Raw genomic sequence first — 19,115 nt, forward strand, 5'->3', positions numbered from 1 at the left:
TTACATTGCAAAACTACTCATTTATACAATTTCATGTTTACCGGCATCATAGAGACCCTAGGAAAGGTTGAACATTTGGAAAGGGAAGGTGGAAATCTTCACATTACGGTTTCCTCCTCCATCAGCCATGAGCTCAAAATCGACCAGAGTGTAGCCCACAATGGTGTTTGTCTCACGGTTGTTTCCATGGATGGAAATGAATACACTGTTACCGCTATAGAAGAGACGCTAAATAAAACCAGCCTCGGAGAATTGAAGGTAGGCGATCCGATAAATTTGGAGCGAGCCATGAAATTGGGAACTCGTTTGGACGGTCATATTGTCCAAGGACATGTCGATCAAACCGGAACCTGTACTAAAATTGAACAAAAAGATGGTAGTTGGTTCTTTACCTTCTCCTACGATTCAAAACTTCACAACGTGACTATTGAAAAAGGTTCCATTACCGTTGATGGTGTGAGCTTGACGGTGGTTAACTCAGAAAAAGACACCTTTAGTGTGGCCATTATACCGTACACCTATGAACATACCCGATTTCATAAGTATAAAGAAGGTATGACTATAAATCTGGAGTTTGACGTCATTGGAAAATACGTAGCTCGACTGCTATCTTTAAAGGATTGAGGTCTTTATTCTTTTCCATACTTTATTCAGGGCAATTGCCGATACAATAGCAAGAAGTGTCAGTATCCCCGCTAATGTATAATTGCCATAAATCCAGTTTCCAGTGGCAAAAAGACATCCGTAAACAAAAACACAGCCCAGTAGCATAGCTAATATGCCTTGGGGTACCGACCAATTTCCTTCCACTATTTCAACACCTTTATTTTTCAAAGAATTCCTAATATTCTTCCAGCCCGGTCCTCCGGGAGTAGTTTTTTTATAAAAACGACTCAATACCTCTTCCGTTTCTGAAGGCGTCAAATAGATTACCAAAACCCAAGCTATAGTAGTGATTAAAACAACCAACGGGAACTTACTCCAAGCGGGTAACATTCCTGTGACTTCTTCCGAACCAAAAAGTAGTTGCCCCAAAGCGCCAAAATTGAACAAAATCGATACAATTCCAGAAACAAACATAGCTGTAATCTCTCCCCAAGCGTTGATACGCCACCAAAACCACCTCAAGATAAAAATGAGCCCTGTTCCTGCGCCAAACATGATGATAATATCAAACAATTGAACAGCGTTGGTCAACGCCAAGGCAAATAGCGCGCTCAATACCATCAATAATACCGTGGTAATCCGACCTACATTAACCAATTCTCGCTCCGAAGCATTTTTATTAATTTGTTGTTTGTAAAAATCATTAACCACATAGGAAGACCCCCAATTTAAATGTGTGGAAATTGTTGACATATAGGCTGCCCCCAAGGAAGCCAGTACAATTCCCAATAGCCCAGAGGGCAATTTGGTCAACATGGCAGAATAGGCCAAATCATGACCCAATTTACTTTCTTCTATATTCGGAAATGCTGCACGTATACTTTCCAAATCCGGAAAAACCACTAAAGAAGCCAAGGCTACCAATATCCATGGCCATGGACGCAAAGCATAGTGCATCACATTAAAGAAAAATGTAGCACCCACAGCATGGTTCTCATTTTTAGCTGCCAACATTCTCTGGGCAATATAACCCCCTCCACCAGGTTCTCCTCCGGGATACCATGAACTCCACCATTGTACTGCCAGGGGAATAATCAAAACAGTAATTAACGCCTCAGTATCTGAAAATTCAGGTAGTAGAGCCATTTTGCTTTTCACCAAATCATTCTGCAGAACGGCTGAAAGACCACCTACTTCGGGCAAGTTTACCAAGTAAAAGGCAGCTCCAATAGCACCAATCATGGCAACAAAAAACAAGATGAAGTCGGTATATACTACCCCTCTAAAACCTCCAAGAGCACTAAACAGTACGGTTATACTTCCTGCGATTAGTACCGTATGAACTGGTGTCAAACCCAACATTACCTGACCAATTTTTATAGCTGCCAACGTCACCCCAGCCATAGCCATGACATTAAAAATTACCCCTAAATACAAGGAGCGAAAGCCACGTAGGAAAGCAGCTGGTTTGCCTCCATATCGTAGCTCGTAGAACTCCATGTCCGTGGTGACATTGGATTTTCTCCACAGCTTGGCATATACAAAAACCGTTAGTAAACCTGTCAACAAGAAAACCCACCATCCCCAATTGCCAGAAACACCATCGGTCCGAACAAAATCCGTGACCAGATTGGGCGTGTCCGTAGAAAAGGTTGTGGCCACCATAGAAAAACCAAGCAACCACCAGGGCATGTTCCGACCAGAGAGAAAGTACTCCGAAGTATTACTGCCCGACTTTTTGGAAACATAGATACCAACAAAAAGTACTAAAGAAAAAAAGCCAAAAATGAGGATATAATCTATCGATTGTAAATCCATAAGATAGGTTTGGTTGCGACTAAAGATAGTATTTTTGGTACGTACAACTCTCAAATTCCACTATCGGTCAAAATGGACTTGTTTGCTTCCATCCCTTTTTCTTCTTTTCTTCTTGCAGGCATAGCCGCTTTCTTGATGGGGCTTTCAAAATCCGGACTTAAAGGGCTTTCTATCTTCAATGTGACGCTTATGGCTTTGGCCTTTGGAGCCAAAAGTTCAACAGGATTGATTATGCCATTGCTTATTGTTGGTGATATTTTTGCTGTGGTGTACTACAATCGTCATACCCAATGGAAATACATTCTTAAATTCTTGCCATGGATGCTAGGTGGTATTTTGGTGGGTGTAATCATTGGAAAAGACCTTCCTGAGCAATCTTTTAAACTGGGTATGGTAGCCGTTATTTTGGTGAGTCTGGGTCTCTTGATTTGGTGGGAAAGGCGCAAATCAAATACAGTGCCCCAGCATTGGTCTTTTGCTGGGTTTATTGGAATTGTTGCAGGTGTGTGCACTATGATAGGTAACTTGGCAGGGGCTTTTACCAATCTTTATTTTTTGGCGCTACGATTACCAAAAAACGAGTTTGTAGGTACCGCAGCATGGCTTTTTTTTATTACCAATCTGTTCAAGCTTCCCTTTCATATTTGGGTGTGGGAAACGATAACCCCCCAAACCTTTATTGTAGATCTAAAATTATTCCCCTTTATACTTTTGGGTTTGATTCTTGGTGTCAAATTGGTAAAAATGATCAGTGAAAAATCCTATCGAAAGTTTATCATCGCGGTAACTGCTATTGGAGCACTTATCATCCTGTTTAAATAGCACCTAGATTTATGGCAATTAACCCATTGCCTGTTTTTTTCTATATTTAAGTCTCACCTCAATTCATGAAGAATTGTATAGGCCATATTTTATTTCACCTCTTTTTGGGCATTACACTTTGTACCGCCCAAAACTTCCGATATACCTATTATAAAAATGGTGAACTCCCTTTTAAAAAAGTTTCTCAAATCAACCAAGATGCCAAGGGTTATGTATGGATAGCCTCTGATAAAGGTCTTTTTCGTTTTGATGGCTCACAATTTGAAGACTTTAACCTTACACTGAAAAGCAAGAACATTAAATCCATATTACCTATAAATAAGGATACTCTTCTCTTTTCTAATGACATCGGAATTTTCAAATTGACCTATTCTGATTCCTCTCCCAAAATTTCGAGCTGGGTAGAAGCCAGTGAAGGACAGAATCTTATGAGATATCCGGAGACGCTCTTCAAAGATTCCCAAAATCGAATTTGGGTCGGGCAGCTAGATGGTTCGGTCTTCTGCTTGGACTCGTCCGGAAGAATGCATAAAAGGTTTGTAATATCAAATCAACCCAGAACGGAAAACATTTCCTTTCAAGAAGATCAATTCAACACCATATGGGCGTTGGTTCCCAATCAGGGTCTGTTTTACTTGGATGACAACCAAAGAGAGTTCAAACGTTTTGAAAACTTAACAGATATAAATCACTTCTCTGTAGATAAATCAGATTTTGTGGTGGTGGGCGACCAAGTACATTGGTTCACCTTGAACAAAAAGAAGCAAATGCTTGCCTCAAAAACAATTGATTCCAAGAATGTCAAATTCAATTGGGTGTCAAAGGATTTAGATAACAACTATTTTTTAGGTAGTGATGATGGTCTTTATTCTTTAGATCAGGAAACTGCCATTGTTAAAAAGGTTTTTGGTTCGAATGATCCACATCGAGTAGAAGAATTACCCTTCGCCTCGATTAACCACCTCTTTTTTTCACAAAGCCAACTGCGTAAGGGTGGAGATATTTGGGTGAGTACCGAACAGGGTTTTGGAATCCTGCAATCCCCCTTCTTCCAAAGTGTTTCGGGATTACCTCATGACAACGTATTGAGTATTGATACCCAATGCGATTCAAGAATTATGATTGCTATGGGAAATTTGTTCGTACTCGAAAAAAAGGGAAGCACATTTGATTTCGAAAAAAGAACCAGTCCATCAAGGGTATCAGCCATAAGCACTTTCAAAAACAATCTCTGGTATGGCACCGTAGACGGCATCATTCACCATCACAGAAATGATGATGAGACCAAAACAATCGATTTGACGGCAAGAGGTGGTGGCGTGTTCTTTATGTCAACCGATCATATGGGAGACAACTGGTTCTGCCAGGCTCCCTTAGATAAACCCATTTTGGGAGTGGCCAAAGTCTCCTTGGATGGACAGGTTGAGATGTACGGGGAAGAGAAAGGACTGAATTCCCGAATTCTTGTAATTCGCGAGGGGGGGCGTTCCGAAATTTATGCAGCTGGGATTGGCCGAACCTCCTATCTTTTTAAATATGACAGGACAAATGATGTTTTCAATGATACAAGTCTTCCCTTAGATTTTGAAGTGGGAAATAATTTTGAAGTTCATGACTTGGCCATCGATTCCCAAGGCATCGTTTGGTTGGCTACCACAGACGGTTTGCTCAAATTCGATACAGAATCAATAAGTCGTGTTGACCTAGGGTCCTATACAAGAAACGAAATACGATCTGTTGTGGCCACCAAGGAGGGAAGTCTTTGGTTAGCTACAGACACTAATGGTCTTCTTTTTTATGAAACAGACGGAGGCTACATCCAGTTTGATGAAAAGAGTGGAACCCCTTCCAAAGTTTCCACCTACAGAAACTTAAGGGTAGATGCCGAAAACTTGCTGTGGTTTGGAACGGCTGAAGGAATTGTGCATTCTTCAAGGGCCAATGCAAGGCCTTTACAAACCAACACCCCTCTTATCAGTGCCATAGAGGTAAATAATCGGAAAATTGAAACTGCACCCCAAATACTGGTAAATGAAAAGTCTTCTATCACAATACACCTTAACACCATTGCTTTTCCAGGAAATGAAGTGGTCTACCAATATAAACTTATTGAGGATGAACTTTCAGATGAAAGTTTCGCTTATGTTCCTTGGTCCAGTCCTGTTACTGGTAACCACATTAAAGTATCAGGGCAAAAAAAAGGTAAATATCGCCTTTACATTAGAGGGCAACAGTTGGGAGGTCATGCCTGGAGCAAGGCAAAACAAATCACCTTAGCGATAAACCCAATATGGTTCTCCACTTGGTGGGGTATACTCATTCTTTCGGCTCTAACCCTTTTGCTTTTGTGGGCTACTGTGTTGCAATGGGAACGCTTTAAAACCCGAAACCTTAGGGGTCTTTTGCTCAAGGAACAAACCGCTTTGGCTTTAAAAGAAGAGCAACTTGCAAAAAAAGACGATGCTTTAAAGCATCAAAAAGAAGCCTTAAAAAGTACGGGCACTAATATCTATCTGTTGAACCGCTTGCTAAGTTCGCTAACAAAATCCAATACCTGGCCCGATACATTAATCAGTCTAAAAAAATTGGTGGAGCTACCAACGGGAATCGATGCCTTTGAGATTGCAAGAGTAACTAATCGAGAGATTAAATATCAAGGGTTCCATCGAAATAAATCTGAGCATATACGAAGAAAAGCAGAGTTTAACGAAAAAGAAAATCTAAGTAGTTATGTGCTTACCACCAACAAACCCTTGATTATAGATGACTTTGAGAAACAGGTTATGAATTACATCGCCAATATGCCAAAAAGCCCGTTTTCTTCCCATTTATTGGTGCCCTTTCATCTTGATGACCATCCGGCAGTATTCTGTCTTTACGGGATAGAAGAAAAGCGATTTTCACAAAGGGACCTCTCCCTTGTCCAAATTCTTGTCAGTTTTTTAACTGTAATGGAGCCTAAACCAAAGAACAATGAAGCGTAAACAATTCAAAATTATCCTATGTTTTTGCCTTACCCTTGTTCAAATGGGAGCTGTTCATGGTCAATCCAAAACGGACACTTTGCGTATCGGAATTTTTGAACAGGTGCCTTTTGTCAAAGAAGACGATAACAAGGCTGGGGTTTCCGGGTTGTCCATAGATCTTTGGGAAAGTATAGCGCAAAAAAAGAAGATTCCCTACAAATACATTTCCTTTAGTGACCCTATTGGTATTATCCGTGCTTTGGATTATGGAGATATCGATTTGGCGATAAATGCTATGGAAAACAATGCGGCTCGCATGCAAAAATTTGAGGTAAGTCAGCCTTTTCATATTTCAAGTCTAGGTGTGGCCATATCCTCTTCAAGCCAAAGTCAATTTCAAATATTTATCAATAACTTCTTTTCCCGAGACTTTTTAAATATTATTCTTTTACTCCTTCTGATTTTGCTGTCCTTTGGGACGATATTATGGTTTGTAGAAAGACGGTCGAATAAATATCAATTTAGGCCAGGCATCCTTGGGCTTTTTGATGGTCTTTGGTGGGCTGCTGTAACCATGACCACAGTTGGGTACGGAGATAAGGCGCCTAAAACCAACTTGGGGAAAACCATTGCTATTGTTTGGATGTTCACCGCGGTGATTATTATTTCGAGCTTTACAGCTACTATTGCATCCACCTTGACGGTGAACAGCCTTGAGGGGGAAATTACCAGTTTGGAGCAGCTGAAGACAACAGCATCGGTGGGAGTTGTTGGGGCGAGTTCAGGGGCAGATTTTCTGGAGCAAAATGGTTTTCAAAATACAAGGTTCTTTAGAAGCCCCCATGAAGCTCTTTTGGCACTCTCCAAAAAGGATGTAAATGCCTTGGTCTACGATCGTACGGCTATGGACCATTTAATTCAAAACCTCCAACTTAATGAAAATGTGCAATTGCTTCCCTTAAGTTTTGAAGAAGGGTATCGAAGTTTTATGATGCCAAAGAATCATGATCTGTTTGATGAAATAAACCAAGATGTTATTTTTAATATTCAGCAGGATGCGTGGAAAGAACTGCTTGTTAGCTATGGGCTTTAGCCCCAAAGATTTCCTTTTAAAACCTACTCGTTGACAACTACACTTTGTGCTAGTTTTTTTAGGTCGGCTCGAGTAAGGGGCTTTGTAATGTACCCATCAATAAACTCATATTCTTTGGACAGGTTAAGGTCTTCAGGTGCTATGGAAGAGGTTAGGATATGAATCTGAATGGAATCCCGCAATACGTTTTTTTCCATTTTTAGCTCTTCCAATAATTCCCATCCATTCATTACGGGCATATTAATGTCCAACAGCATAATTTCGGGGAGATGTTCCGGAGTTTCGGAGAGCTCTACTAACCTATTATACACTTCCAATCCATTTTCAAAATGAAATACCTTATCCGTAAGACCCGAGGTAGTAATAAGCACCTCAGCAGCCTCTCTAAAAACGAAATCATCATCAACTAAAAAAACCTTTTTTGCTTTCATGCTTTCCCTTGCTTTTGGTTTGGAAATCTCAGCAGGAAAGTGGCTCCTTGGTCCACTTCACTTCTTACTTCAATTTTTGCATTCATGGCATCCATTTGATTTTTAGAAATAAAAAGCCCTATTCCCTTGGCGTCTTTATTCCCGTGAAAAGTTTTATACATACCGAACAGTTTATCGCCATGTCGTTCCATATCTATTCCCCTACCATTATCTTTAAATGCAACTGTAGTATACTGATCTTCCTCGTAGGCTTCCACAGTAATCTTCATTTTTATGTTTGGCTTCCTATATTTTAGACTGTTGGTAAGTAAATTCAGGAAAATACTGGATATATAAGGCTTTACCCCGTAAACCCTTAAACCATCCTTAATTTGGATGTTTATCTTGGGGTTTATTTCTTCCACATGGGCATTTATGCTCTCCAAAACTTCTATCAATGTTGTTTTTACATTTACCCATTGCAGATTGACATTGGGATCCGATTGGATCTTAATCACTTCGTTCAATTGAACCACGATCTCGTCCAAGCGATCTGCGGAAATTCGAATCATTTCCAAAATCGCTGTTGTTTTTCAGGATTGGTATTCTCCAGTAGCATCCCTGTAAGCATGGATAGGTTGCTGGAATTAGATCGAAGGTTATGGGAAACAATATGGGCAAAGTTCAATAGGCTTTGATTCTGTTTTTCGGTGGTGTTAAGCAATTGCCTAAGCCGATTGTCGGCTTTCTTAATTCGCGAAACATCGGTATTGGCCCCAATCATTCTTATGGCCTTCCCCTTCTCATCCCTAAACACCTTTCCTTGCCCTTGAATATATCGTATGGACCCGTCCGAGGTTTTGATTCGAAACTCCGTGTTAAATTCCTTTGTACCTTCAATCGCCTCTTCAACAGCCTTTAGGCTTCTTTCTCGATCATCCGGATGAATGGTGCTTTCCCAAGCTTCCACCTCCCCGGAGAAATCCTCTTTCCTCACATGGTACAGATTGTACATATTGTCGTTCCAGGCCAAAACATTATTTACGATATCATAATCCCAAATACCAATATTGGAGCTTTCCACTGCGACCCGCATTCTATCCGTAAGCACCTGATATTTTATACTGTCCCTTTTGGGTTCATCTATATCCTGAAAAACACCAAATAGACGTGTGGCCTTTCCGTTAACCATCTCCGAACTACAAATAGATCGTACCCATTTTTCGTTTCCTTTGGCCGTCACGATAATGAACTCCTCGTCAAATGATCCTCCATTTTCAATCGTGTTTGAAACCAATTCCATGATACGGTCCCGATGTTCTCCTTTTTTATAAAAGTTAATTCCACCTTCAAGGTTTGGAACATAATCACTGGTAACTTCATGTATTTCTTTGGTCATATCGGACCAATAGATCTTATTGTTGACTAAATCAACCTCCCAACTACCAATTTTAGCAGTGTGTTCCGCCTGAACAGAAAGATCAAAGGCAATTTTCTTTTGGGTAACGTCTTCAACATAAAGAAAATATCCAGTGCGGGATGCATCAGGGTACAGCACTATCTTATGCCATCTTAGCTCATCTTTCTTAGAGACATAACAGATAAACTCGCGAATGGGCTCTTTGAGTTGGGATTTCCTTTTTTTTAAATCCTTCAGGGAATCGGGAATTCTCCCAAGCAAATCCTTCAGATTTTTTGGAAGTTTATCCGCATCTTGAAATCCAAAATAGCTATAGAATACATCCGAATGTTCCTTTATTTCAAAACCAGCATCAACCAGAGCTACGGGAAAGGGAAGCTCCGACAATGCAATACTTGAATCAATCCTAAAACTCATTAAATATGGTTGAAACGCTCAAATAAAAACGTAAGAATTTTCTTAATATTGTTTGTTGAAACGCTCTTCTTTTCCCGTTTCAACAATCATCTGTTAGCCCATCTCAAAGAAATCAGATTTTTAATTCCCTATTGATGCAATATAGATACAACGAGATTTCAGTTGTATTCGAAGAAAGGAGTTGTTTTATCACCCTAAGAATCCGCCTTAGGCTCCATCAGCATTTGGAATCTCATAAAAAATGGTAAATATTTGAGCAGTTTTGATTTTGTTAGAAAAGATTATCTCTATTCGGTATTGGGAATCTCATCTAGCATGTGCATTTTGCCATTAGCAAACAACAGCTTCATATTGCTTAACAAGAAACTGGGTTTATAAAAACTCGCGGCCCCTATTTGTTTATCATTTTCTACAAAAAACAGGACGCATATTTTGTTGTTTACCTTTTTCAATAAAACTTCTATTCGAAAAAACTCCTTGTTGAGCTCAATGCACTTCAATAAAATTCTGGTAAGAATGGAATATCCAAGATGCTCTTTTACAAAGTAATCGACCTCCTTGGTAATTTTTACACCTAAATTCCCATAAACCAGGAACTCTTCTGAACTTAACTGTGTTTTGCTTTTTTTCGGGAATCTACGAACTCCTCTCAAACCTTTGGTCATACGCTATGTTTTTGTTTTTACTTACTAAGAAAGTAGATGTAATGCCAAGGAATGATAGGCCAATAAAGACAATTGAAAAAGTCTAATGGATTCCCAAAATGTAGTAGTTGAAGTTTTCTGAAGCTAATATAAGAAAAATATTACGGATTTTCCGTGATGAAGCTCCTCGCTTTGAAGTGAAAAAATCAGGTACGGATATAATACTCTTGATTATTGAATTGTCGTTTTCTTCCGTTGCCAAATGGTTGCCAAAGAAGAGCCAGAAATATTCATAAATGGGCCGAAGACTGCTGGAGCCAATCCCATAGTGGCCAGTCTCCCCATTTCTAGCGCTATGCCAGAGGCGAGACCTGCATTCTGCATGCCCACTTCAAAAGCAACTGTACGAGATGACTTTTCATCAAGACCTACCAATTTACCTCCATAATAGCCTAAAATATAACCCGAAAAGTTATGGACGATGACAACAACTATTAGTATTAAGCCGATGGACAGTAGCGAATCCCTTCCGGAGGCAGTAATAATGGTAATTATGATGGCAATAGCAGCCATTGATATTTTTGGCATCGCCTTATCCAACCATTTAACCTTACCATGGGCAAAGTGGTTAAAAAGAAGTCCGGCGAGTATGGGTAGAATTACAATTTTCATAATACTCCAGAACATGCTCAAAAAATCAATAGGTACCAGTTCATTGGCCAAAAGTTGCATAAAAAATGGGGTCAATAGGGGTGAAAGTGCCGTAGATACGGCTGTTAGGGTAAGGGATAACGCCAAATTGGCGCCAGAGATATACGCCATTACGTTTGAAGCTAATCCACCGGGTGAACATCCGACCAGAATGATACCTGCCGCCACTTCAGGGGGTAAGCCGGATAATTTTGCCAGCCCAAAACCGATAAAGGGCATTATGGTAAATTGGGCAATGAGACCGACCAAAACCCCTTTTGGCATTTTCACCACACCAACAAAATCCTTTATGCCGATGCTTGTCCCCATTCCAAACATGATGATTATTAACAGGGGAACTATCAGCCGATTCAGTTTAAACGACCCTATTTCAAGAAAAAAATGAGGGTAAAAAAGGGAGGCTGCAACGGCGGCAAAAATCAAAATGGTAAACGAGAATCCCTTAAGACGATCGTAGGCATTAAATGTTAGCGCCAATGCAACAAAGAAAAAAATCAAGGTTGGAGCGAGGTAGTCTATCTTGTCTAAAATCCAAAAAAGCAAGACCCCAAATGCAAGAATAGCACTAAGTATTGCGCTCCATTTACCAAATTTTTCCATAGTATGTTATTAAAAGGTCAAAGTAGTTAATTTTAGCGAGCAGGTCTTATTCTTATGTTTCTAAATCGGATTTCACCCGTCCCCATAGCTTGCAAACCAATAAAGCCCTTTTCTGGGTATTGGTACTCGGCATCCGCAGTTAAGGTATCATTGACCCATACTTGAATTCGATTTTCTTCCATTTTAATCTTGTACGCATTCCATTTGTTCAAAGTTTCCACACGTTGTAGAGGTACACTCTTGGTAACGATTGCGCCTGTTCTATACTCTTGATTTGGGTGTAGGTCCCAAATGTTCAGTTCATGACATTCAGTAGCACTGAGTTCTTTCTTGGTACAACGAACAAAAATCCCAGAATTTATAGTACTGTCAGGTTTAAATTCCAGTTCCAGGACAAAGTTCCTGTAAGACTGGTCCGTCATTATAAACCCATCCCCATCTGAAACCCTCGCCATTAATGTGTTGTTGGAAAAACTCCATTCGGCATCACCATAGGACTTCCAATCTTTGGCATTTTTTTGAAACAATTGATGGGAATCAGAGCAGGAAATGTTCAAAACCAAGACGAAAAGAAATATAAAAACGGAAGTGCCAGTTTTCATGAATAGTATTCTAATTCGAAAAAGTACAAAATAGATTAAAAGACAGCGACCATAGTTTCCAAAATCTTAACTGGGGATTGGAGCAGCGTGCGATTTGAAAGATAAACAAACGTCAATAACTTTTGCGAGGTCCAACCGTTCGATGCATATTTGCACCTGAAATGAAAAATACTAGAGTACATATCAAACCTGGAACACTGTTTAGTCAGTGTGATTGTCACTGGATAATGGAATTATCCTCGCGGAAAGGACGTGATGTGTCTAGTTTAAATAGATTTATGCATTGATTTAAAACAAATCTTGATACTACATAGAAGCGTCCAGCACAAACTGGGCGCTTTTTTTATGGAAAATTTTAAATAATGAGTGAAAAGTAAAACTACATATAACAGAGTAATTGAAACAGAAAACAATTGAGGGACAGGCGATTGTAAAATGTTTAAAATCCGCTGGAAAGCGGACAAGGATTCTATTGTTTAAATTTGAAGTTAACTATTTGATTTTCATCAATTTAAATAATTTTTTTCTTGTGTAGTTCAAAAATAGATTCCATCTTTGCCCTGTCGAATTGAGGACAATAAACTAGAATAAGTATTAATAAAAACGAAGCTATGCTTTTATATCAAAGTTGTTTTAAAAGCCGATTGATTGAGGAACAATCAATACCTATGCTTCGGTTCTTTCCTTAGCGAGTCATAGACTCCTAAAAGATCCGAGGCATTCAAAAAGAGTGTTTCGGATTTTTTATATCCATCGGGTATAGACATTTCGAAACTTAAACACATTGTCTGGGTGTACAAGGGTATCCAGCATGTAAAATTTAAATGTCATGGAAAGAACAAATTTTAATATGTACCTGTTTAAAGCGTTGGAAGCATATCCCTATGAGCTTGAAGAAGCTATGGAGGCTTTAAACTATGCGCTTTCATACGACGCTAAAAATGTTAAGGCACTTTGTCTGATGGGTAAAGTCTATGCCGAACAGTTAGGGGAGTATGAGGCTGCGAAGGAATGCTTTGAACGAGCATTGGAGTGTGGTCTGGAATTACCATATATCTATCCAGATTACATTGCTATCCTAATTATGAATGAAGACTTGACCGAGGCACAAAAGGTTTTGGAGTTTGCCCTTACCATAAAAGGTATGGACAAAGCCGTCCTTTATAACTTACAAAGTTGGTTGTTTGAGGTATGGCGCCAATTTAAAATGGCAATCAGGGCAATGGAAGAGGTAAGAGCGTACTCTTATAATTCTGACTACCAAGATTACGCCGAGAAGGAAATTGTTCGAATTAAAAAAAAGCTTTCAAAAAGCAATAACAAAAAACGAAAGGAGGATAAATCGAAAAGCCGCTCCTAATAAGGGGCGGTTTCAAGAGAGTGCGCCGTAAATGAAGTGTCAACGGCGGAACTGAAATGAGATTACGAAAAAACGAAACCTATGAAAAACAAATAGAAACGAATGAGTTAAAATACGGCGTCCTTGACTGAGTAGGTTCAATTCCTTAAGAAAAATACTGAATTTGTCCTCGGTCTTTCCGAGTCTAAGATTGTACGACGTTTAACTTATTTGGTTTTTATTCTCGAATTGGAATAGGCTTTGGATTGCTCAATGGCCTTGTCCAGAGTAATGTTCTTAAAAAAATTCTCCAATTGAACCAAGGATGCCCCAGAATCATAGGGAGAGAACCCATGTAACTCTTTTAAAAGAAAATAGGCCGCTCTGGGCCTCAATTGATAGTTTCCATCATTATCGGCACGTATTTTAGCACAGATACCAAACCACTCTTCGTTCATATTGTTTGCGCCGTTATCGTCATCTCTATGATATCCCGGATTGTTCCATGTTGCATCGGTATCATGAACATCCAAGTTCTCTGTTTGACTTACTTTCCACCAACCGTCACTAAATTGAAAGGTGAAACCCCCTATGGTGTTTTTGGCCCCTCCTATACCTGCGGCATTGGCATAAATCTCTTTCCAAATGCTAAGTAAATAGTATGCTTGGGATTCAGAGTCCTCCCGCTGCTCAATCACGTTGTACGCATCGGCACCAAATTCTGTGAATAATAATGGCTTGTCAAGTTCTTCTGCAACCCTTTGGAAGGTGTCGCCAAAGGATGTTCCGCGATACATATTGGTTCCAAAAATATCGACATCGGGGCATCTTTCCTTTATAGTTTCGATGAAGGCAATGTCGCCATTACAAAGAACTATTGGACGGGATGAGTCTATAGCCTTCATGGCAATGGCAGCTTCATTGAAAAGCGAATACATTGCTTCTGCCCTTTTTAGTACCTCCAAATCAAAATCTGAGGAATCTTTTCTCCCTTCCTTAGTCGAAAGGTCCTTATTTTTCTCTTTGCTCAATAAGAAAATCTTATACATTCCTCTGTTTTCCAAGGAAGTATTTTCTTTTTTCCTAACTGCTTTATCCTTTTCAGTATCCTTCCAAAAAATATGGTAGTTGTTTTCATTCCCCAACAGGAAAAATAATAGACCAGGAGTGTTTTTATATTCTCTGGCCAACTGCGTGGTCTCCCTAATCAGTAATTCTTTTACTTTGGGGTGGTCGTACTCGGTATTGGCCATCCATTCATTATCAATGGTAAGTCCGTATCTTCCAAAAGTGTGATTCAACATGGTGTAGATGCCATAATTCTCATAGATGTAGGTAATCCACTTCTTTGGCATATCCAAATAAATCCGCAATGCATTTACACCCATGTTTTTAAGCAAGGTCATTTCTTTTTCCAGTACTGCTTTAATAAAGGATTCGGGTTGTTCCCATAGGCTGTAGGTGTAATTTGTCCCAATAGGGTAATATTCCCAGTTCATGCCCTTTATAATGAAGTCTTTCCCGTCTACCAGAAGTTTAAAGCCATCCTCGCTTTTTTGTATTTGTACTTCTGTTCCATTTGCCGAAGTTGTTATGGAGATACAAATCAAGATTACGGTTAAAAAAAACGATTTCATTCTACATCTGAATTTATGTATCAAATAATGAATAGTATAAGATACTTAAAATAGAAATCTCTAAAAACTATAAGATGGGTTTAATTAAAGGGGCGCCAAATAATACTTTAGTTTATTATCTTATACTTGATTTAACTGGATTGGAGTATGAACTGGCCTGAAGTATTTAAAGGGATACAACTCTGCATTGGCTTTCAGCTTTTCTTAATAGCGATTTTTTTATTGGCTAGTAAGCAGGTTCGAAACCGCATTTTGGGATATTATACTATTCTTATTTGTATTTCATCTTTAGCCAGTGCTTTGTATTCCTATCTTGAAAGAGCTCCGATAATCGCTTTCTTTTTTGGCGCACAGTTAATCATATTTCATGCGCCCTTGCTGTTTTTTTATGTTAAATCACTCAAGGACAACACGGTGTTATCTAGGGCCCACTTTATTTTCCCAGTTCTTTACATCCTCTCCTTCTTAATACTTAAGATCTATTTCACTGATTTTTTTGACACCTACAATATGGAGATATTAATGTTCCATTTGTTCCTTACCGTCTTGTATACCTCAGTGTATTTCTATAAAGGTTCCAAGTATTTTAATGTGGAGTTAAATGATTCCTTAAAGCAAAAAGCGCTTAAAAAGTTCCGGTGGTTTTATGTTATTACGAACATACATGCCATTTGTCTTTACTCCCTTATGGCTCTTTCATATTTCAGTTATCTCTATTTATACAATGAATTTCCCTTTGTTAATGAGCGGATTGTGCCCAACCTTTTTACTATTATTGTTTACGTACATCCGTTAACTAGTATCATTTTTATTACCTACCTATTATCCGAAACACATTCTTTGCAATCATTAATCTTACGAAAGGGAATTACAAAAAGCTACTCTGTTAGGGATAATGGACGTGAGATTTCGAAGGGGATCAAACAAATCATTGATGTGGAAAAAAAGTACAGAAATCCCGACTTTAGCTTGAAGCAACTTTCAACCCAACTTGGGGTAGGAACAAAAGAGTTGGCCGAGTACTTCAATGAAGAACTATCCATTTCGTTTAATGATTACATCCATCAAAAGAAAATTGAGGAGTTCAAGAGCTTAATCAAGGAAGATCAGGAGAAAACCTATAGTCTTGAAGGTATGGCGCAGTTGGCTGGGTTTAGATCAAAGGCCACTTTTTACAGGGTATTTAAGAAAATGGAGGGAGTAACCCCAGCAAAATATCAGGAATACTTACTCCGAAAAATCCCTTCTTAAGATTGATGTTTTGACCCAATTAAAGCATGAGCTAATACTCTTTCTCAATTTCATTTTAGGGTTTTCCACTTTTTGAACTGGTCTCAAACCGGTTTTGAGACAACTTCATCCTTTTTTATCCCCTAGTTATCTCATTGCTTTATGATAGATTCCAAATATCTGTTTAGGTATGTTGGTGTTTTGTCCTGTTCCCATTAGTTTTTGAACCAAATCAACTATGATGAAAACAAATCTAGTCGTGCTGCTTTTCCTATTCTCCATAGGATTGGGTAATGCTCAAAATATTGAGCCCATAAGCCCTACTGAGGTAATGCCTGGGTGGTATAAAGTATCTATTCTGTATCCGTATGAAGACGGCAAGCATTTTGACATGGACTATTATTCGCAAAAACACATGCCCATGGTAGCCTCCTTATTTGGTGACAAACTGAAACATTATTTCATTGACAGCGGGCTTTCTGGAAGAACCCCTAACGACCCAATGACTTATATCGCTGTTGGAGGATTTTATTTTGAAAAGCTTTCGGATTATAAAGAATCCTTTGGGCCCAATGCTGAAAAAATCCGTGGTGATATCCCTAATTACACCAATATCCAGCCCATTGTTCAGATAAGTCAAGTCATAAAATAGTACAACATGAATTCAGTATAAGGTTGCCCCATGAGCTTTTTCCTTATTAAAATACCAATTAAGAATTTACCCCTCCTGCTAGTCTGGTTGGCTATCGTCTTTTTTAATAGTAATGATTTGAATGCGCAAATAACCAAATCTGAAATTCGTCTTACCGATGAAGGCTATCGACTCTTTTTGAATGGCGAGCCTTTCTATATAAAAGGTGCAGGATTGGACAACGGAGATATGGATGCACTTGCCCAACATGGCGCCAATTCCGTAAGAACCTGGAGTACGGATAACGGAAAAGAGGTGTTGGATAAGGCCCATAAACTAGGATTAAAAGTTATGATGGGTGTCTGGGTCGGTCATGAACGCCACGGGTTTGATTACAACGACAAGAAAGCCATAAAAGCCCAGCTAGAGCGAATCCGTGAAAGAGTTCTGGCCTTAAAGGACCATCCCGCACTTATGGTTTGGGGTGTAGGCAATGAAATGAATCTACAATCCAAAAGCCCAAACGTCTGGAATGCCGTAAACGAAATTGCCCAAATGATTCATGAAGTAGACCCCAATCATTTGACTACTTCACCATTGGCTGGTATTAACAAAGAAGATATTGCACTCATCGCCCAAAGAGCTCCAGATATCGATTTTCTAAGCGTGCAATTATATGGTGCTATGGATATTCTACCCAGGCTAATCCTTGAATCAGAATACCAAGGCCCCCTGTTAATAACAGAATGGGGTGCAACCGGATATTGGGAAGTGGAAAAAACAGCATGGGGAGCACCTTTAGAGAATCATAGTTCCAAAAAGGCTGACCTTTATTTGAAGCGATACCAAAAGTCCGTCCTTGGTCAATCACAACAGATAATAGGCTCTTTTGTCTTTCTATGGGGTCAAAAACAAGAACGTACACCCACTTGGTTTGGTATGTTCATGCCAGATGGTAAGGAAACCGAAGCTGTAGACGCGATGCATTATGCATGGAACGGCATATGGCCAAAAAATCGATCTCCCCGACTACATGACTTCACCTTGGCAGAAAAACGAGCTGACGACAATGTTCAACTAAACGGGGGCGACTCTTATTTAGCGGAAGTTAACGTCAGTGATTATGACAAAGATCAATTATTCTATCGTTGGGAAATTATGCGGGAAAGTCAGTCAACCAAAACAGGAGGGGACGCGGAGTATGTTCCGGAATCCTTGAAAGGCCTTTTCTTAGAGACAAAAGATGGAAGTACCACCTTTAAAGCACCATCATCACCTGGCGCTTATCGTCTGTTCGTTTATGTCGAAGATGGCCATTCACATGTGGCACATGCTAATATTCCCTTTTGGGTTAGAAAATAGAACATTCCATTATATCAATTTTTAAAACGTGAACGATGAAAACAACAACAAAACTCCAACTTATTCTAGTATTACTATTTCTAGGGAGTTGTGCGTCCAATATCAAAACAAAAAAAACAACAGAGGACAATTTTAAAGAATTTAAAACCTTCGCCTATTTGCCAAATACAACCTTTGACATAAAGGAGTTCAATAGCGATATTGATGATTCCGTAGAATCCTCTTTGATTTCGTCCTTAACTAATGAAATGAAAGGGAAAGGGTACTTGGAGAACAACGAAAATCCGGACCTCCTGCTCTTGTTACGGACAAGAAGGGAACTGAACAGCAATGAAAATACCAAGAGCAAATATGAAAAGGCTTCATCGGGGGGGTCTTCAGGGAGCAGTCCAAACTTTGCGTCAACAGGTAGTTCGGGTGGTAAGAAGTATATTTCAAGTGATGAAAGCGCAGCAAATAATGAACCGTATAAAAAAGGAAACCTAGTTGTTGAGGTTTACAATCGAAAAACCAAAGAACTACTTTGGTTCGGTGTCGCCGACGACTTTAAGTCCCATATATCGGACCCAGTATTTATGGAACGAATGTTACGAGAAATATTAAAGAAGTTTCCAGAATAGTGCCATAAGCCCTGGACAGCTTGTTCTACTGTTTTTTCAGGCACTTATCTTCTACAGAAGTTGATTCATCCTGTCTTATACCCAGTAAAGAGAATGCTTAAGTAAGATGCGCCTAGGAAAGCATATGAAAAATCCTTTGGCGACTTGGAAAATAGCCCATGCTAAAAGCAGGAAGAGGGTTGTTTTT

17 protein-coding genes are annotated in these 19,115 nt (G+C 39.3%); 9 read left to right on the forward strand and 8 right to left on the reverse strand.

What is annotated here, in order from left to right:
* The first annotated feature begins 33 nt into the window (after positions 1-33).
* Positions 34-624: a riboflavin synthase gene (locus ACSLUF_RS17535; protein WP_435623964.1), complete on the forward strand. Its 591-nt coding sequence runs from the start codon at positions 34-36 to the stop codon at positions 622-624.
* On the opposite strand, the gene ACSLUF_RS17540 is transcribed toward ACSLUF_RS17535, so the two are convergent.
* The gene (locus ACSLUF_RS17540; protein ID WP_435623965.1) at positions 613-2,424 is read right to left on the reverse strand and encodes a sodium:solute symporter family protein; all 1,812 of its coding nucleotides are present in this window, start codon (positions 2,422-2,424) and stop codon (positions 613-615) included. The two genes, ACSLUF_RS17535 and ACSLUF_RS17540, sit on opposite strands and share 12 nt — an antisense overlap.
* A gap of 9 nt (positions 2,425-2,433) precedes the next feature.
* Here ACSLUF_RS17540 and ACSLUF_RS17545 point away from each other — a divergent pair, with 9 nt between their 5' ends.
* The 3 genes from ACSLUF_RS17545 to ACSLUF_RS17555 all read left to right on the forward strand — a co-directional run bounded on the left by ACSLUF_RS17545 (position 2,434) and on the right by ACSLUF_RS17555 (position 7,305).
* Positions 2,434-3,246, forward strand: coding sequence for a sulfite exporter TauE/SafE family protein (locus ACSLUF_RS17545; protein WP_435623966.1), 813 nt, complete (start codon positions 2,434-2,436; stop codon positions 3,244-3,246).
* A gap of 65 nt (positions 3,247-3,311) precedes the next feature.
* Entirely contained in the window at positions 3,312-6,230 is a 2,919-nt protein-coding gene (locus ACSLUF_RS17550; protein ID WP_435623967.1) for a hypothetical protein, read from the forward strand.
* Positions 6,220-7,305 (forward strand): ion channel, encoded by a 1,086-nt coding sequence (locus ACSLUF_RS17555; protein WP_435623968.1) that lies wholly within the window; start codon positions 6,220-6,222, stop codon positions 7,303-7,305. The genes ACSLUF_RS17550 and ACSLUF_RS17555 overlap by 11 nt, the downstream gene beginning before the upstream one ends.
* Before the next feature lie 23 nt (positions 7,306-7,328).
* Here ACSLUF_RS17555 and ACSLUF_RS17560 read toward each other — a convergent pair whose 3' ends face one another.
* The 6 genes from ACSLUF_RS17560 to ACSLUF_RS17585 all read right to left on the reverse strand — a co-directional run bounded on the left by ACSLUF_RS17560 (position 7,329) and on the right by ACSLUF_RS17585 (position 12,109).
* Entirely contained in the window at positions 7,329-7,736 is a 408-nt protein-coding gene (locus tag ACSLUF_RS17560) for a response regulator (RefSeq protein ID WP_435623969.1), read from the reverse strand.
* The gene (locus ACSLUF_RS17565; RefSeq protein ID WP_435623970.1) at positions 7,733-8,287 is read right to left on the reverse strand and encodes a sensor histidine kinase; all 555 of its coding nucleotides are present in this window, start codon (positions 8,285-8,287) and stop codon (positions 7,733-7,735) included. Before ACSLUF_RS17565 ends, ACSLUF_RS17560 begins: the two co-directional genes overlap by 4 nt.
* Positions 8,284-9,552, reverse strand: coding sequence for a PAS domain-containing protein (locus ACSLUF_RS17570; RefSeq protein ID WP_435623971.1), 1,269 nt, complete (start codon positions 9,550-9,552; stop codon positions 8,284-8,286). The genes ACSLUF_RS17565 and ACSLUF_RS17570 overlap by 4 nt, the downstream gene beginning before the upstream one ends.
* A gap of 287 nt (positions 9,553-9,839) precedes the next feature.
* Complete coding sequence (locus ACSLUF_RS17575) at positions 9,840-10,217, reverse strand: hypothetical protein (RefSeq protein WP_435623972.1); 378 nt, start codon at positions 10,215-10,217, stop codon at positions 9,840-9,842.
* Positions 10,218-10,427: 210 nt separating this feature from the next.
* On the reverse strand, positions 10,428-11,507 hold the full coding sequence (locus tag ACSLUF_RS17580) for a bile acid:sodium symporter family protein (RefSeq protein ID WP_435623973.1): 1,080 nt from the start codon (positions 11,505-11,507) through the stop codon (positions 10,428-10,430).
* A gap of 32 nt (positions 11,508-11,539) precedes the next feature.
* A complete protein-coding gene (locus tag ACSLUF_RS17585) occupies positions 11,540-12,109 on the reverse strand; it encodes a 3-keto-disaccharide hydrolase (RefSeq protein WP_435623974.1) in 570 nt (189 codons plus the stop codon).
* An 829-nt stretch (positions 12,110-12,938) separates the two neighbouring features.
* Between ACSLUF_RS17585 and ACSLUF_RS17590 the strand changes: the two genes are divergently transcribed.
* Positions 12,939-13,469, forward strand: a complete 531-nt coding sequence (locus ACSLUF_RS17590) for a hypothetical protein (protein ID WP_435623975.1) — start codon at positions 12,939-12,941, stop codon at positions 13,467-13,469.
* Between the two features lie 206 nt (positions 13,470-13,675).
* Here the strand turns inward: ACSLUF_RS17590 and ACSLUF_RS17595 are convergent, their stop codons facing one another.
* Positions 13,676-15,085 carry a glycoside hydrolase family 2 TIM barrel-domain containing protein gene (locus ACSLUF_RS17595; RefSeq protein WP_435623976.1) on the reverse strand — a complete coding sequence of 470 codons (1,410 nt, stop codon included), beginning with the start codon at positions 15,083-15,085 and terminating at the stop codon, positions 13,676-13,678.
* Positions 15,086-15,232: 147 nt separating this feature from the next.
* Here ACSLUF_RS17595 and ACSLUF_RS17600 point away from each other — a divergent pair, with 147 nt between their 5' ends.
* From ACSLUF_RS17600 to ACSLUF_RS17615, 4 genes are all read left to right on the forward strand, one after another.
* Positions 15,233-16,336: a helix-turn-helix domain-containing protein gene (locus tag ACSLUF_RS17600; protein ID WP_435623977.1), complete on the forward strand. Its 1,104-nt coding sequence runs from the start codon at positions 15,233-15,235 to the stop codon at positions 16,334-16,336.
* Positions 16,337-16,553: 217 nt separating this feature from the next.
* Positions 16,554-16,967 (forward strand): EthD family reductase, encoded by a 414-nt coding sequence (locus tag ACSLUF_RS17605; RefSeq protein WP_435623978.1) that lies wholly within the window; start codon positions 16,554-16,556, stop codon positions 16,965-16,967.
* 30 nt (positions 16,968-16,997) lie between these two features.
* Positions 16,998-18,308: a glycoside hydrolase family 2 TIM barrel-domain containing protein gene (locus ACSLUF_RS17610; protein ID WP_435623979.1), complete on the forward strand. Its 1,311-nt coding sequence runs from the start codon at positions 16,998-17,000 to the stop codon at positions 18,306-18,308.
* A gap of 35 nt (positions 18,309-18,343) precedes the next feature.
* Positions 18,344-18,928 (forward strand): DUF4136 domain-containing protein, encoded by a 585-nt coding sequence (locus tag ACSLUF_RS17615; RefSeq protein WP_435623980.1) that lies wholly within the window; start codon positions 18,344-18,346, stop codon positions 18,926-18,928.
* Positions 18,929-19,115: the final 187 nt, after the last annotated feature.

The sequence above is a fragment of the Flagellimonas sp. genome (assembly GCF_965601775.1).
Classification (GTDB): domain Bacteria; phylum Bacteroidota; class Bacteroidia; order Flavobacteriales; family Flavobacteriaceae; genus Flagellimonas.